The 14522-nt window shown below is 29.0% G+C and carries 18 protein-coding genes; 10 read left to right on the top strand and 8 right to left on the bottom strand.

Translation table 11 applies throughout. The features are described 5' to 3' along the window. The first annotated feature begins 5 nt into the window (after positions 1 to 5). The 8 genes from BGS40_RS04565 to BGS40_RS04600 are packed head-to-tail and all read left to right on the top strand — an operon-like array spanning position 6 to position 5715. Entirely contained in the window at positions 6 to 938 is a 933-nt protein-coding gene (locus tag BGS40_RS04565; protein ID WP_002877515.1) for a DMT family transporter, read from the top strand. Then, positions 935 to 1750: a 3-deoxy-8-phosphooctulonate synthase gene (gene kdsA, locus BGS40_RS04570; protein WP_002854449.1), complete on the top strand. Its 816-nt coding sequence runs from the start codon at positions 935 to 937 to the stop codon at positions 1748 to 1750. Before BGS40_RS04565 ends, kdsA begins: the two co-directional genes overlap by 4 nt. After that, positions 1747 to 2211, top strand: a complete 465-nt coding sequence (gene ribH / locus BGS40_RS04575; protein WP_002854278.1) for a 6,7-dimethyl-8-ribityllumazine synthase — start codon at positions 1747 to 1749, stop codon at positions 2209 to 2211. The genes kdsA and ribH overlap by 4 nt, the downstream gene beginning before the upstream one ends. Next, on the top strand, positions 2211 to 2609 hold the full coding sequence (gene nusB / locus BGS40_RS04580; protein WP_002824771.1) for a transcription antitermination factor NusB: 399 nt from the start codon (positions 2211 to 2213) through the stop codon (positions 2607 to 2609). The genes ribH and nusB overlap by 1 nt, the downstream gene beginning before the upstream one ends. Then, positions 2606 to 3445, top strand: coding sequence for an orotidine-5'-phosphate decarboxylase (gene pyrF / locus BGS40_RS04585; protein ID WP_002854427.1), 840 nt, complete (start codon positions 2606 to 2608; stop codon positions 3443 to 3445). The genes nusB and pyrF overlap by 4 nt, the downstream gene beginning before the upstream one ends. Further along, the gene (locus tag BGS40_RS04590) at positions 3442 to 4227 is read left to right on the top strand and encodes a hypothetical protein (RefSeq protein ID WP_052836243.1); all 786 of its coding nucleotides are present in this window, start codon (positions 3442 to 3444) and stop codon (positions 4225 to 4227) included. Before pyrF ends, BGS40_RS04590 begins: the two co-directional genes overlap by 4 nt. Before the next feature lie 55 nt (positions 4228 to 4282). Then, entirely contained in the window at positions 4283 to 5176 is an 894-nt protein-coding gene (msrP, locus tag BGS40_RS04595) for a protein-methionine-sulfoxide reductase catalytic subunit MsrP (RefSeq protein ID WP_096738440.1), read from the top strand. Further along, positions 5176 to 5715: a sulfite oxidase heme-binding subunit YedZ gene (locus tag BGS40_RS04600; RefSeq protein WP_057031683.1), complete on the top strand. Its 540-nt coding sequence runs from the start codon at positions 5176 to 5178 to the stop codon at positions 5713 to 5715. Before msrP ends, BGS40_RS04600 begins: the two co-directional genes overlap by 1 nt. Here BGS40_RS04600 and BGS40_RS04605 read toward each other — a convergent pair. The 8 genes from BGS40_RS04605 to rpsU form a co-directional block, all read right to left on the bottom strand. Next, a complete protein-coding gene (locus tag BGS40_RS04605) occupies positions 5712 to 7424 on the bottom strand; it encodes an AAA family ATPase (RefSeq protein ID WP_096738441.1) in 1713 nt (570 codons plus the stop codon). The genes BGS40_RS04600 and BGS40_RS04605 overlap by 4 nt on opposite strands. Continuing rightward, positions 7424 to 8248 carry a hypothetical protein gene (locus tag BGS40_RS04610; RefSeq protein WP_038813475.1) on the bottom strand — a complete coding sequence of 275 codons (825 nt, stop codon included), beginning with the start codon at positions 8246 to 8248 and terminating at the stop codon, positions 7424 to 7426. Before BGS40_RS04610 ends, BGS40_RS04605 begins: the two co-directional genes overlap by 1 nt. A gap of 10 nt (positions 8249 to 8258) precedes the next feature. Beyond that, the gene (locus BGS40_RS04615; RefSeq protein ID WP_002858715.1) at positions 8259 to 8735 is read right to left on the bottom strand and encodes a lipoprotein; all 477 of its coding nucleotides are present in this window, start codon (positions 8733 to 8735) and stop codon (positions 8259 to 8261) included. An 8-nt stretch (positions 8736 to 8743) separates the two neighbouring features. Next, positions 8744 to 9235, bottom strand: a complete 492-nt coding sequence (locus tag BGS40_RS04620; RefSeq protein WP_052782148.1) for a YajQ family cyclic di-GMP-binding protein — start codon at positions 9233 to 9235, stop codon at positions 8744 to 8746. After that, positions 9225 to 10160: a D-2-hydroxyacid dehydrogenase gene (locus tag BGS40_RS04625; protein WP_096738442.1), complete on the bottom strand. Its 936-nt coding sequence runs from the start codon at positions 10158 to 10160 to the stop codon at positions 9225 to 9227. The genes BGS40_RS04620 and BGS40_RS04625 overlap by 11 nt, the downstream gene beginning before the upstream one ends. A gap of 3 nt (positions 10161 to 10163) precedes the next feature. Next, positions 10164 to 11333 carry a glutathionylspermidine synthase family protein gene (locus tag BGS40_RS04630; protein WP_096738443.1) on the bottom strand — a complete coding sequence of 390 codons (1170 nt, stop codon included), beginning with the start codon at positions 11331 to 11333 and terminating at the stop codon, positions 10164 to 10166. A gap of 9 nt (positions 11334 to 11342) precedes the next feature. Continuing rightward, positions 11343 to 11948, bottom strand: coding sequence for a UPF0323 family lipoprotein (locus BGS40_RS04635; protein WP_096738444.1), 606 nt, complete (start codon positions 11946 to 11948; stop codon positions 11343 to 11345). A gap of 120 nt (positions 11949 to 12068) precedes the next feature. Next, positions 12069 to 12281 (bottom strand): 30S ribosomal protein S21, encoded by a 213-nt coding sequence (rpsU, locus tag BGS40_RS04645; RefSeq protein ID WP_002780697.1) that lies wholly within the window; start codon positions 12279 to 12281, stop codon positions 12069 to 12071. A gap of 158 nt (positions 12282 to 12439) precedes the next feature. Here rpsU and ccoG point away from each other — a divergent pair, with 158 nt between their 5' ends. Together ccoG and cmeR are read left to right on the top strand one after the other, a co-directional pair. Then, a complete protein-coding gene (gene ccoG, locus BGS40_RS04650) occupies positions 12440 to 13816 on the top strand; it encodes a cytochrome c oxidase accessory protein CcoG (protein WP_096738445.1) in 1377 nt (458 codons plus the stop codon). Further along, positions 13803 to 14435, top strand: coding sequence for a multidrug efflux system transcriptional regulator CmeR (gene cmeR, locus BGS40_RS04655; RefSeq protein ID WP_002843095.1), 633 nt, complete (start codon positions 13803 to 13805; stop codon positions 14433 to 14435). Before ccoG ends, cmeR begins: the two co-directional genes overlap by 14 nt. Positions 14436 to 14522 lie beyond the last annotated feature (87 nt).

A 14522-nucleotide genomic window follows, 5' to 3' on the forward strand; every position in this document is an offset into this window, starting at 1 on the left:
AAAAAATGCTAAAAGTAATCAAGCATAATTTAGGAATTTATTTCATGATTTTAGCATGTTTGGATTTTGCACTTATGGGAGCTTGTGCAAAAATTCTTAGCAAGGAAATGAGTTCTATAGAAATTATGTTTTTTAGAAATATCATAGGAATTTTTTTCATAGTCTATCTTTTAAAACGATCTAAGGCGCATAAAGAAGGGGGACATTTTTGGCTCTTGGTATTTCGTGGAGTAGTAGGCACGCTTTCACTATATATGTTTTTCTATAATGTTTCAAATATTACACTAGGCGGAGCTTTTGCTTTTCAAAAAACTGCTCCTATTTTTATTACTTTAATAGCTTTTGTTGTTTTTAAAGAAAATATTGGCATCAAAGGCTGGATAGGAATTTTAATAGCATTTGGTGGAGTGCTTTTAATCGCTCAGCCTTGGGCTCATAATTTAAATCATTCAGGCTTTGATTTAAAAAATTCAGTTATAGGTATCACGAGTGGATTTTTAGCCGCTTTAGCTCTTACAAGTGTAAGAGAACTTAGAAAATCCTACACTACAGAACAAATTGCCTTTTCTTTTATCCTTTTAGGAACCTTAATGCCTTTAATTTCTATGATCAGTGCTGAATTTTTTGAACCACAGCATCTTGATTCTTTACATTTAGATTTCATTCTAGCGCCTTTTGTGATGCCAAGTCTTACAGCTTGGCTTATCATTGCCATTATGGGAACTTTAGGTACCATTTATCAAATTCATGTCACCAAAGCTTATGGTATCGCTAAACAAGCAGGAGTGGTTGCCGGAGTTAGTTATCTTGATGTAGTATTTAGTATGATAGTTGGGATAATTTTAGGAGATAATTTACCAAGTACTATGGTTTTTTTAGGTATAATAGGCATTATTTTTGGTGGATTAATTTTAGTTAAGAACAAAGGAAAAAAATGAAAAAAATGATACTCATTGCTGGTCCTTGCGTGATAGAAAGCAAAGATTTGATTTTTAAAGTTGCTGAACAGTTAAAAAATTTTAATGAAAATCCAAATATAGAATTTTATTTCAAATCAAGTTTTGATAAGGCCAATCGCACAAGTATTAATTCTTTTCGAGGTCCTGGTCTTGAAGAAGGATTAAAAATTTTACAAAGCGTAAAAGATGAATTTGGTATGAAAATCTTAACCGATATACACGAAAGCAATCAAGCAAACCCTGTAAGTGAAGTAGCTGATGTCTTGCAAATTCCTGCTTTTTTATGTCGTCAAACCGATTTACTTGTAGCTGCAGCAAAAACTAAGGCAAAAGTTAATATCAAAAAAGGACAATTTTTAAACCCAAGCGATATCAAATACAGCGTTAAAAAAGTTCTACAAACCCGTGGTATAGAAGATGAAGGCTATGAAGCTGCTCAAAAAAATGGTGTTTTTGTAGCTGAAAGAGGAGCTAGCTTTGGCTATGGAAATTTAGTAGTAGATATGCGTTCTTTAGTTATCATGCGTGAATTTGCTCCAGTTATTTTTGATGCTACCCATAGCGTACAAATGCCAGGGGCTGCAGGTGGAAGTAGCGGAGGGAAAAGCGAATTTGTAGAACCTTTAGCAAGAGCGGCAGCAGCCGTAGGGATAGATGGCTTTTTCTTTGAAACACATATTAATCCTTGCGAGGCTTTATGCGATGGACCCAATATGCTTAATCTTACACGCCTTAAAAATTGCGTTAATACATTACTAGAAATACAAAATATCATAAAGGAAAACAAATGAATATTATTGAAGGAAAATTAAATTTAGACTCAAATACAAAAATTGCTATCATTAATGCAAGATTTAATCATATCATCACAGATCGCCTTGTAGAAGGAGCAAAAGATGCTTTTTTAAGACACGGAGGCAAAGAGGAAAATCTAAGCCTTATACTTGTTCCTGGTGCTTTTGAACTTCCGTATGCGTTAAAAAAAGCTATAGAAAGCAAAAAATTTGATGCAATTTGTTGCGTAGGTGCAGTAATTCGTGGCTCAACTCCGCATTTTGACTATGTTTCAGCAGAAACCACCAAAGGCATAGCCAATGTGAGTTTAAATCATAATATCCCTGTAAGCTTTGGTGTTTTAACTACAGACACAATAGAACAAGCCATAGAAAGAGCTGGAAGCAAGGCAGGCAATAAAGGCTTTGAAGCTATGACAACTGTAATCGAGATGTTAAATTTAAGCAAGGAGCTTTAATGGCAACGCGTCATCAAGTTCGCCAAAGCGTCATCTCCTTACTTTATGCTTTTGAATTAAATTCTCAAAACAACGTTTTTGTAGATGAAATTTTAGATGAAAAAAAAATACGCAATGAACAAAAAAATTTTACTTTAAATTTATATAATGGAATTTTAGATAATTTAAACAATATTGATGAAACCTTAAATTCATTTCTAAATGATAATCAAATTACAGCTTTAGGACATGTAGAAAGAGCTATACTAAGACTTGGAGCTTATGAGTTACTTTTTACCGATACTCCTAGCGCCATTGTCATCAATGAGGCTATAGAACTTGCTAAAGAACTTGCTAATGACAATTCTCCAAAATTTATAAATGGAGTTTTAGATGCCTTAATAAAGGCTAAAAAATGAAGCTTTGTGTCGCACTTGATCTTTCTACAAAAGAAGAATGCTTACAACTTGCCAAAGAATTAAAAAATTTAGACATATGGTTAAAAGTAGGTTTAAGAGCATATTTAAGAGATGGTTTTAAATTCATAGAAGAACTTAAAAAAGTTGATGATTTTAAAATATTTCTTGATCTTAAAATTCATGATATTCCCAACACTATGGCAGATGCTTGCGAAGAAGTATCAAAACTTGGTGTTGATATGATCAATATCCACGCAAGTGCTGGAAAAATAGCCATACAAGAAGTTATGACACGGCTTAGCAAATTTTCAAAAAGACCTTTAGTTTTAGCAGTTTCTGCTCTTACGAGTTTTGATGAAGAAAATTTCTTTAGTATTTATAGACAAAAAATTGAAGAAGCTGTAATTAATTTTTCAAAAATATCCTATGAAAATGGACTTGATGGTATGGTATGCTCTGTTTTTGAAAGCAAAAAAATTAAAGAGCACACAAGTTCAAATTTCTTAACCCTTACTCCTGGAATTCGTCCTTTTGGAGAAACAAGTGATGATCAAAAACGTGTTGCTAATCTTGCAATGGCTAGAGAAAATTTGAGTGATTATATCGTTGTGGGAAGGCCTATATATAAAAATGAAAATCCTAGGGCTGTATGTGAAAAAATTTTAAACAAAATACACAGAAAAAATATAAGCGAAAACGATATAGAGCAAAATTATGAAGCAATTCAGCAAAAAGAATGGGATATGTGTAATCACTTTGAAGAATGGATTAAAACTCAGCCTGATAAAGAACATGCTTTAAAAGAATTTTATGCTAAGTGTGGGATAAAATATTGAATTATCAACAATTAGAATGCGATTACTTTAATCTTTACAATCAGTTTCTTAGCGTGGATTTTCAAATTTCATTATTTGAAAAAGATCATAAAGGTTTAATTAAAGATTTTATATTTTTTTATTATCAAATTTTAAAACAAAAAGACTTGAGCTACTTGCTTGAGGTAAGAAATAAAATTTCCCTGAAAGTTTATAATTATATGCAAGAGCACTCCACTTCTCCAAAAGATTTAAGTCTTATTTGTCTAAGAGAAAATAAACATATTGAATTTTTTCAAATATTTTACAAGGCTCTCGCTTATTTTGTAGCCTTTAGAAAAAAACTTGATGAAGAACAAAAAATTAAAAATTTGATTTCAAATATCAATGACTGTTTTGGCTATCATTTCTTGAATTCTGACTTTAACAATCTTCAAAATTTTCAAAAAAGCGATTTGTTCACCTTACCTGAAAAACATCTTAAATATTTTCACTTCGCCATGATTCATCTTTGTTTCATGGTTTTAAATCCTTTAAATTTTAAAGACTCTAATCGGCACCTTGATAAAGCGATTAATTATCTTGTCGATGGAACTTTTGAAATTTATGAGCTCATCTTTAAAGAATATTTTTTATTGTTTTCAAAAGATAAAGAGCTCAAGGATGAACTTAGAAAATTAAAAAAATTAGAATTTAAAATTCTAATGCAAGAAACTTCAAAAATTAAACTACTTAATCATTATAAAGAATTTTGCGAAGAAATATTCTACAATATAGAACTTGAAAAAATCACACAAAATTAATCCTGTATTAACATTGTTATAGTTTAATAATAAAAATTTTTAATAAGGAAAAATTATGCTTATAACCCCTGAAAAACTTTATAAACAAAGGAGAAATTTTTTAAAACTTGGAGCGGGTGCTTTAATAAGTTCAAGCATGCTTGCTTCTAAACTATCTGCTTTAAATTTCACAAGCGATACTAATCCAAACAAACTTGAAATCAGCGATGAAGAACTGGCTACAAATTATGTCAATTTTTATGAATTTTCAACAGATAAAAGAAAGGCTGTATCATTGGCACAAAATTTCAATACTCAAAATTGGAAAATCAATATCAGTGGAGAAATAGAAAAACCTTTAACTTTAAGCATGCAAGATATTTTAAAATTTCCACTAGAAGAAAGAATTTATCGTTTTCGCTGTGTTGAAACTTGGTCTATGGTGGTACCTTGGGTAGGCTTTGAATTGCGTCGTTTGATTGAAATGGCAAAACCTACAAGCGAGGCAAAATTTGTTAAATTCACCACTCTTTTAGATAAGAGTCAATTTCCCGATCAAGACGCTTTATTTCCAACTATAGACTATCCTTATGTAGAAGGACTTCGCATGGATGAAGCTATGCATCCTCTTACCTTGCTTGCAGTAGGAATGTATAAAAAAGCCTTAAAGCCTCAAAATGGCGCTCCAATACGTCTTGTTGTTCCTTGGAAATATGGCTTTAAAAGTATTAAATCTATAGTTAAAATAGAATTTACTAAAGAACAGCCTAAATCCACTTGGGAAAGTTACGCTCCAAGTGAATATGGTTTTTATGCCAATGTCAATCCTAATGTTTCTCATCCTAGATGGTCTCAAGCTAACGAAAGGGCTTTAGGAGACTTCTTTACCAAGCCTACTTTAATGTTTAATGGTTATGAAAAAGAAGTGGCAAGTTTATATAAAAACATGGACTTGAAAGTGAATTTTTAATGCAGACAAAATACTTTAAATTTCTTGCTTATTTTAGCTTTATCATAAGTTTAATCTATGGCTTTTATCATATCATAAAAGCCTTTGATTTTATAAAAGAAGCCTATATTTACACTGGAATATTTGCTTTAATCTTTTTAAATTTAAGTCTTTTATTTTCTTTACTTAAATTTAAAAAAACAAAAAATTATCCTAAAATTTTAGGTATTTTTGCAGCTTTTTGGGCGATTTTGCACTTTTTAAATTATTTTATTTTTGATAGAAATGCTCAAATTTTAAGGCTTTTTGATGATATTTCACATCGTTTATTAGAAGCAAGTGGATTTATCGCATTTTTAATCATATTTTTAATGCTTTTAAGTTCTTTTAAAATCTTTAAAAAACTTAGTAAAATCAGAAAACTGGGATATTTATGCTTAATTTTGGCAAGTTATCATTATTTTTTAACCCCAAAAATTCCTATGTTTTGGGAATGGAGTGCTTTAATTATAGCTTTGTTTTATTTTATAGTTCGCTATACAAAAACATTAAAAAGTTAAAATCCAACAATCTTACTTTTATCAAAACTTGAATTTAATTCTTTTTGTATACTTTCTATAAAATCTTGCATTTTAAAAACCCCATCTTGTGATACAGCTACTTTCAAAGCTGTATTCTTCACCACCATTAAAATTTGTGCTCCGCTTAATTCATAATTTGATAAAATATTTATATTAAAATCTTTTTCAAATAATGCTTTTTTAGGTAGAAATTTTTCCCAAATTTTAAGCCTATCTTTAAAATCAGGTTTTTTAAATTCTATCTTATAATCAAATCTTCTTGAAAATGCACTATCTAAGCTTTCTAAAAAATTTGTCGTAGCGATAATCACACCACTAAAACGCTCAATTTGCTCTAAGAATATATTTTGCATTTGATTATGCATTTTATCACTACCACTACTTCCATCTACACGCGTACTTAAAAACTGATCAGCTTCATTGAGAAGTAAAATAGGACTTTGTTTGCAAGTTTGCACGATATTTTTATAAGTATCAAAAATTTTTCTTACATTTTGCTCACTCTCTCCAACCCATTTGCTCAAAATTTTAGAACAGTCAAAACTAAGAACAGGTTTTTTCATTGATTTAGCCATAGCTAAAGCTGACATAGTTTTTCCAGTACCAGCAGGACCATAAAAAATAATTTTAGCTTCTATATTTTTATTACTCTTTATACCCCAAGAATGAAGTCTTTCTAGGACTTTTTTATCTTGTTGTTTTAAAATATTTTCTAAAAGCTCTTTTGTATTTTCAGGCATAATAATATCATTGATGTCAGCGCTTGGTTCTATAAGCTCGAAAATATCTTGATCTTTTAAAACACTTTCAATTTTGATTTTTTTACTTTGTTTTGGTTCAAAATTTATAATTCTTTGTAAAATTTCATCAATAATAAAAAAACTTTTAGAAATATCTCCAAAAGCATTTAAATATTCATCATACTCGATTAAGTTTAAAAGAGGAGCATTTTCTTGTAATAATTTTTTGTTTTTATGTCTTTCTAAATCATTTTCACTGATTAAAGAAAGTAAAGAATTCATTTCTCTAGAAATCGAACTTTCATTACTTAAGGCATATTCCTCTTTTAAAAGTGCTAGAAAAATAATTTGTTCTTTATGTTCAAGATTATATTCTTTAAAAATATCAGCCAATACATTATAAAATTTACTTTTTTTTAGTCTTTCTTTGATATGTCTTTCATAAAGTTTAATTTGGTTTTTTACTTCACTATTATAAGCACTTTTTTGTATAAAACTTAATCTTTCATATAATTGAATACGCGCAAATTCATCTTTTAAATATTCTAAATAATCTGCATAAGCCTCTTGTTTCTCAAAGTTTAAACGAGGTTTTGCTTCTAAAAATTCTAAAAAATATTCACTTAGACTAAGCTCGCTTTGCAATAAGGCAAGAGTTAATGTTTGAGTTTTATTATTTTCTAAACTTTTAAAAAAACTCGAATTTTGATTTACAAAACCTCTTTCAATAAGTTTTTTTAAATCCTCCAAAGCATCAAGATAAAGATACTTATCATTTCCAAAAATTGTCGATAATAAAGTAAAGGCATTGATAGAAGAAATAGAAACGACATAATTTCTACAAAGCTCCCTAAGAATCAAAGCCTCATTTTTAGCACACTTAAGCTCTTTATAAATTTGAGTATCTTCTATATTTTTCAAACTTAAAAAATTTTTTAATTTTTCCATTATTTTTTAAATTCCTTAAGCTCATCTTCATTAAATTCTACGCAAATATTTTCATCTAAAAAATGACCTTCAAAAGGTAGATAACAAATTTTTAGTTTTCCATTATTAAGCAAAAAATTATTATTAAATTGTAAATTTTGCAGATCTTCAAAACACTCATCACATGTATTTTTAAGCTTCTCATGTAAAAGATTTTGAAATTTTTGATTTTCAGTATTATATAAATCATTTAGTTTTACAAACGCGTGAGCATTAATATCATAAACAAAATTATTCAACTCTAAAATAGCACGACTCATACCATCTTCATAAAAATAATACCATTCTTCAAAACTAATTTTTCCATCTTGTAAAAAAATAGGTTTTTGGCGAATTTGTTCAAAACTAAATACACCCTTATGAACAGGATGAAATTCTTTAAAATCATCATTAAAACCTATAAAATCAAGACTACGCTTTATACGAATGCCATCTTGCGTTTCGACAAGTTCTAAAGTAGTTGTTCCTAAATTTTCTCCTTGAAAATTTTTATTATCATATGTAAGCATTTTAGAAGAATTGATTTTATATTTTTTACACTCATCTTGCCAAAAATCATTTATCTTAACGAGTGGAATCTCTAAATTTCCATTTATATCATCAACAATTAAAAAACTAGAACTTGTTTGATCTTTATCCCTGTCAAAAAGTGGAGTCATAGGTGCATTATCATAAACTATGGCAAAAATTTCTTTATCCTGTAAATGATAAAAATGCAATTCACCTTTATAAACTTTCGCTAAAGCTAGATTTACAAAGCAAAATACCAGTAAAAAAAATTTCAAACTCTATCCTTCAATTTTGAATATGCGTTAAGATAATTTTAGTATGTGAAATTTTATCAAAAAAACTTACTTTATTATCACAAACTTGATAAAAAATTTCATAATTTTTTGCTTTTAAATTTTGTTCAAAACCACAATCAGTTTTTTCTAAATTTTTACCCTGCCATAAAGGATTTGCCTTTAAAATATCACTTAAAATATCATCATAATATACATTTTTAAAAAATTTTTGATTAAACACTTGTTTATCATAACACACTGCATTGATGCAAATTTTATCTTTGATTTTGAGTTCAAAAAAAGCTTGCCCTAGTTTATAAACTTCTAAATTTAAAGCATTATTTTCTTTTTTTAAAAAAGCTGTATCATTGATTTTTATCATAGGAGAAGCAATCAAAACCATCAAGCTTTGACTTGAAAAATTTTGATTTTTCACACTACAAGCACAAAGAAAAAAAACAAAACATAGAGCTAAACAATGTTTCAAATTTGACCTTATTTGAGATTTTTAAAACTAATATTTAACTCTAAATCAAGCTCTTTTACAAGCTTCATCACAGCTTGTAAATCATCGATTTGTTTTGCTGTAACACGAATTTCTTCACCACGAATCGAAGAATTAACTTTAAGCTTGCTATCTTTAATAACTTTATTGATTTTTTTAGCATTTTCACTATCAATAGCATCGTTTGCTTTCAAATTTAAACGAAACATTGCTCCACTTTCACGAGAAAGCTCTTTAATAGCATTAGGATTAATTCCTCTTTTGATAAGTTTAGAAATCACTATATCTTTTAAAACATCAAGTTTTCCTTCACTAGAAGAACTGAGTTTAAAAATACTCTCTTTTTCGCTTAAATCAATCTCACACTTAATTCCTTTTAAGTCATAACGACTATCAAGTTCTTTTTTAGCTTGTTCAAAAGCATTTTTTAACTCTTGTTTATCTAAAGCTGCTGAAATATCAAAACTATGTTCACTTGCCATTTTCTATCCATTCTTTTAAATTATTATAAACTATATCCATTAAAGCATTTAAAGCCTCCTTGCTCGCCCACGCAACATGAGGAGTGATAATAAGATTTTCTTTATTTTTAATGCTTAAAAGTGGATGATTTTTCATCATAGGTTCAATTTCTAAAACATCAAGCCCTACACGAATATTTTTTTCATCTATGATTTTAGCTAAATCATTTTCATTGATAATCCCACCTCTTCCTACATTAATCAAAATCGCATTATCTTTTAAAAGCTTTAATTCTTCAGAGGTGAGTAAATTTTTAGTTTTTTCATTTAAAGGTGCGTGGATACTTATAATATCACAAGTTTTTAATAAATCTTTTAATTCCAAATGTATAAAATCTGCGTTTTTATTAGCTCCACTCGTAGAATAATAATAAATTTCAGCTCCAAAAGCCTTTGAAATTTTTGCCACTTCTTTACCTATAGTTCCTAAGCCTATAATACCATGTTTTTTACCACTTAAGGTATTTAAAACTCTACTATAATCTGTAAAAATAGGACTTTCACACCATTTACCCTCTTTACTCCATTTGTCATAATAAAGCACTTGATTTAAAAAAGTAAACATAAACGCAAAAGTATGTTGTACAACACTCATGGTAGAATACCCAGCAGCATTTTTTACAATAATACCTTTTTCTTTAGCATACTCAATATCGATATTATTAACCCCTGTAGCAGTTTCTAAAATGAGTTTTAAATTTTTACAAGCATCAATCACATCTTTATCGATTACAACCTTGTTTGTCATGGCGACATTAGCATCTTTTAAACGCTCTATGGTTTGCTCTTTATTTGTTGTAGTATAAATTTGCAAAGAACCAAATTTTTCAAAAACACTTAAATCATAATCCCCTAAAGTTGCCGCATCTAAACAAACAATTTTCATTTTTCAATCCTTTATAATATGTCCGACAAATTTAGAATAATTATCAAGCACAAGACCGCCTTTTCTAAATCCTAAACCACACCCTTCATAGGCAAAGAAAACACCTGCTTGATAATATTCATTTTCATACGAATTTAACTCTACATACTCTTGATAAATAGCCTTATTATTCCCATAAGGGCCTACATTTTCATGCAAAGTTTTTCCATCTTTAATTATACTTATATTTGCGCCTTCTCTACCAAAAACAGGTTTTTTAACATAGTTTTTACCCTCTAAAGGAGTATCTTTTGTTTCTAAAAGTAATGGATGATTTGGATAAAGCTCCCATAAAATTTTTAAAATTCCCTTAGATTGAAATAAAAGCGTATAAGCAGGATTTAAAATAATCGCTCTTTGATTACGCATGATCTGAGTTAAAAGCATAGCAAGTTCACCCTCTTCTATAGCTATATCTTCCCAAGGAATAAGCTTAAACCAATACTCATAATTTTCACCCTCTTTAAAAATTCCTTCTTCGCTAAATTCTACCTCATCTACAAAGGAAAAATTAGTTTGAAAACCTGCTTCATTTGCAATATGTGCAAGCAATTTTGTAGTGATTTCCTCTTCTTTACTTCCTGCAACACTTGAAAAAAGAATTTTCCATCCTTGATAATGCTCTTCAAACCCTTCAACACTTTCATCAAGAGTAATAAGTCTTTTAAAATTATCCATCAAACTTTCATAAATACTGTTAAATTGTGCACTTTCATCCATTCCATTTTGTTTTAAAAGCGCCCATTGTAAAATCGCACTTTCAAAAAGAGCAGTAGGGGTATCAGCATTAAATTCTATAAGTTTTATAGGCTTGCCATCAAGCCCACCCGCTAAATCAAAACGCCCATATAAATGCCAATGCACTTCATTTTCCCAACTCATCTTAATCGCATCAATAAGATTAAAAGGAATTCCAAGCTCATCAAAACGATTATTATCAATCACTTCTTGCGCTGCAGCAATAAACATATCATAAAGCTCATTCACCGCTTCATAATAAGCATTAGCTTCACTTTCTTTAACACAAACTAACTTATCACTAATATAATCACTTCCATCTTCATCTGTATGCCAAGAAAAACCTATATTCTCTAAATAATCTTTTTGAAGTTTATCCACTTGTAGTAATTGCATTATTTATCCTTAAGAGCCAAAAGAGGAACTAGAACTTGCAGCTTTAGAGCCTCCACTAAAAAAACCTGATTTTTTAGCACTTGAAGCAGAGCTTGTTGTGCCTGCTTTATTAAAACTATTAACACTCCTTTGATAAGCACTTTGATTTGAAAAAGCACCGCGTTGTTGGTTAGCAAAATTTTGATTATTGAAAAGTTTTGAACCTATCCAACTTCCTAAAATAGCACCTGCAGCACTTGCGAGTAAAGTTTCTCCTAAACTCAATCCTCCACTGCTAATTTGTCCATTGTCTTTAGTTAAATTTGAAGTTCCATTATCAATTTTAGCTGCTTCTTCTTTAATCAAAGCATCCATTTCTTCTTTAGATAAAATTCTTTCTGTGCCATCAAGATCTTTTAAAACTACCCTTGTTTCATTACTTGGATATTGATCTTTGATTTTATACTGCCCTGGAGCTGTTTCTTCGATAATTACAAAAGCTCCTTGAGCATTAGCTGCTTGATTTAAAGTATCTGCATTGTCATTATTACTTCCGCAACCTGCTAAAGCACCTCCAGCAACAGCTGCTAAACCACCTATCATACCAATTTGAATGATTTTTTTGATTTTTTTCATAAGTTTATCCTAAAAACAGAAAATTTAAATTAGAAATTTTAACAAAAAATAATAAATACTTTTTAATTTAATACCAAATGAAGTTTGTAGATATAAAAAAAGCCCTTTCGGGCTTTTGGGTTAGAGTCTTGACTCGTAGCGTCTAAGCATATAAAGTCTTTTAAGCATTTTTTTGCGTGCTGAAATTTTTTGTTTTTTGCGAATTTCAGTCATAGGCTCAAAAAATCTTCTTGCTCTTACTTCAGTCACAACTAGATTTCTATCTACTTGTTTTTTGAATTTACGATACGCTTCATCAAAAGACTCGTTAGGATGCACCTTGATTCCTGGCACAGTCCTCACCACCTTTCTGTGTAAATTTTTGTTGTGAAATATAATTATAAAACACTTCTTATTAATTCTAACTTAGAAAGCATTTAAAAATTGTTTTAGTTTTTATCGGTTATAATCCTTAATTATAAAGTGCTAAAAATTATAATTAAGGTCTAAAAATGCAAGGACACATTACAAACTATACAAAAAAACGATATTTTGTATATTTAATTGCAAGTATTATCATATTTGCCCTACCTTTCATAAAAATTAATGAAAACCATTTTTTTCTTTTAAGTTTTGATCACTCTAAATTAAACCTATTTTTTCTTTCTTTCTCAACACAAGAATTTTATCTCATGCCTTTTGTTCTTATATTTCTTTTTTTATTTATTTTTTTTATTACAACTTTAGGTGGAAGAATTTGGTGTGCTTGGAGTTGTCCACAAACGATTTTTAGAGTTATATATAGAGATATCATACAAACTAAATTTCTTAAAATTCGCAAAAATATCAATAACAAACAAAAAGAATATGAGAGACAATATTTTAAAAAATTTCTTGGAGTAATAATTTTTTATTTTATATCTTTAGTTGCTGTTAGTAATTTACTTTGGTACTTTATTCCTCCTGAAGATTTTTTCAATTATATTCAAAACCCTGGCGAGCATCTACTTTTACTTGGAATTTTATTTTGTGCTAGCTTACTTTTTACTTTAGATATTACCTATTTACAAGAAAAGTTTTGTGTTTATGTCTGTCCTTATGCAAGAATACAATCTGTAATGTTTGATCATGATACAATGCAAGTGATTTACGATGAAAAACGCGGGGGCTTGATCTATGATGGACATACCAAACTTCATAAAAAACCACCTGAGGGAGAATGCATAGGTTGCGAAGCCTGTGTTAGCATCTGTCCAACTCATATTGACATACGCAAAGGAATGCAACTTGAATGTATCAATTGTCTTGAATGCGCCGATGCTTGCTCTAAGGTGCAAAGCAAATTTAATCGTCCAAGTTTGATCAATTGGACAAGTGCAAAAGCTATTGAAACGCGTTCTAAAGTTCATTATTTAAGATTTAGAACGATAGCATATTTTATAGTTCTTTTAATTGCTTTACTGGCTTTAATCATCATGGGAAGCAAAAAAGAAAGCATGCTTTTAAATATCAATCGTAGTAGTGAATTATATAATATTTCAAATGTTAAAGGTGAATTAGTCATTTCAAATGCTTATACCTTTTTGTTTCAAAATACAGATTCTAAACCTCATGAATATTATTTTACAGCAAATTTAGAAGGAATAAATGATGGAATTGAAATCATAAGACCAAACAAACCTTTTAAATTAAAAGCAGGAGAACAAGTCAAAAAAATAGTTGTTATCAGGGCTACAAAAAATTTAGCAAATAATGATAAAAAAGACGTAATCTTTCCTTTACATATAAAAGCTTACGCAAAGGATAATGAAAAAATTTCGGTTTTTAGAAAAAGTATATTTGTATACCCTAAAAGCACTCTTATAAAGGATAAAAATGAACTCAAATAGAACACCATCACAAAAAGTTTTAGCCAGACAAGAAAAAATCAAAGCAGTGGCCTTAGAGCTTTTTTTAACAAAAGGATACCAAGAAACAAGTTTGAGTGATATTATTAAATTATCTGGAGGATCTTATTCTAATATTTATGATGGTTTTAAAAGTAAAGAAGGGCTATTCTTTGAAATTTTAGATGACATATGTAAAAAACACTTTCATCTTATTTATTCCAAAACACAAGAAATTGAAAATGGCACTTTAAAAGAAATTTTAACTTCTTTTGGTTTAGCTTTTATAGAAATTTTCAATCAACCAGAAGCTGTAGCTTTTGGTAAAATTATCTATTCTCAAGTTTATGACAAAGATAGACATCTTGCCAATTGGATAGAAAATAATCAACAAAATTTTTCCTATAACATACTTATGGGTTTTTTCAAACAACAAAATAATTCTTATATGAAAAAAAATGCAGAAAAACTTGCTGTTCTTTTTTGCACTATGTTAAAAGAACCTTATCATCATCTTAATGTTTTAATTAACGCTCCTTTGAAAAATAAAAAAGAACAAAAAGAACATGTTGAATTTGTTGTAAATGTTTTTCTAAATGGAATCAATAGCTCCAAAGCTTAAAAAATAATTTTATTAACCAAAATTAAGATATAATTAGCCAAAAATTTTTGTAATAAAAATTACAATTTTTAATTTAATTTTTCAAGG

Source organism: Campylobacter sp. 107, assembly GCF_002383835.1.
Classification (GTDB): Bacteria; Campylobacterota; Campylobacteria; order Campylobacterales; family Campylobacteraceae; genus Campylobacter_D; species Campylobacter_D jejuni.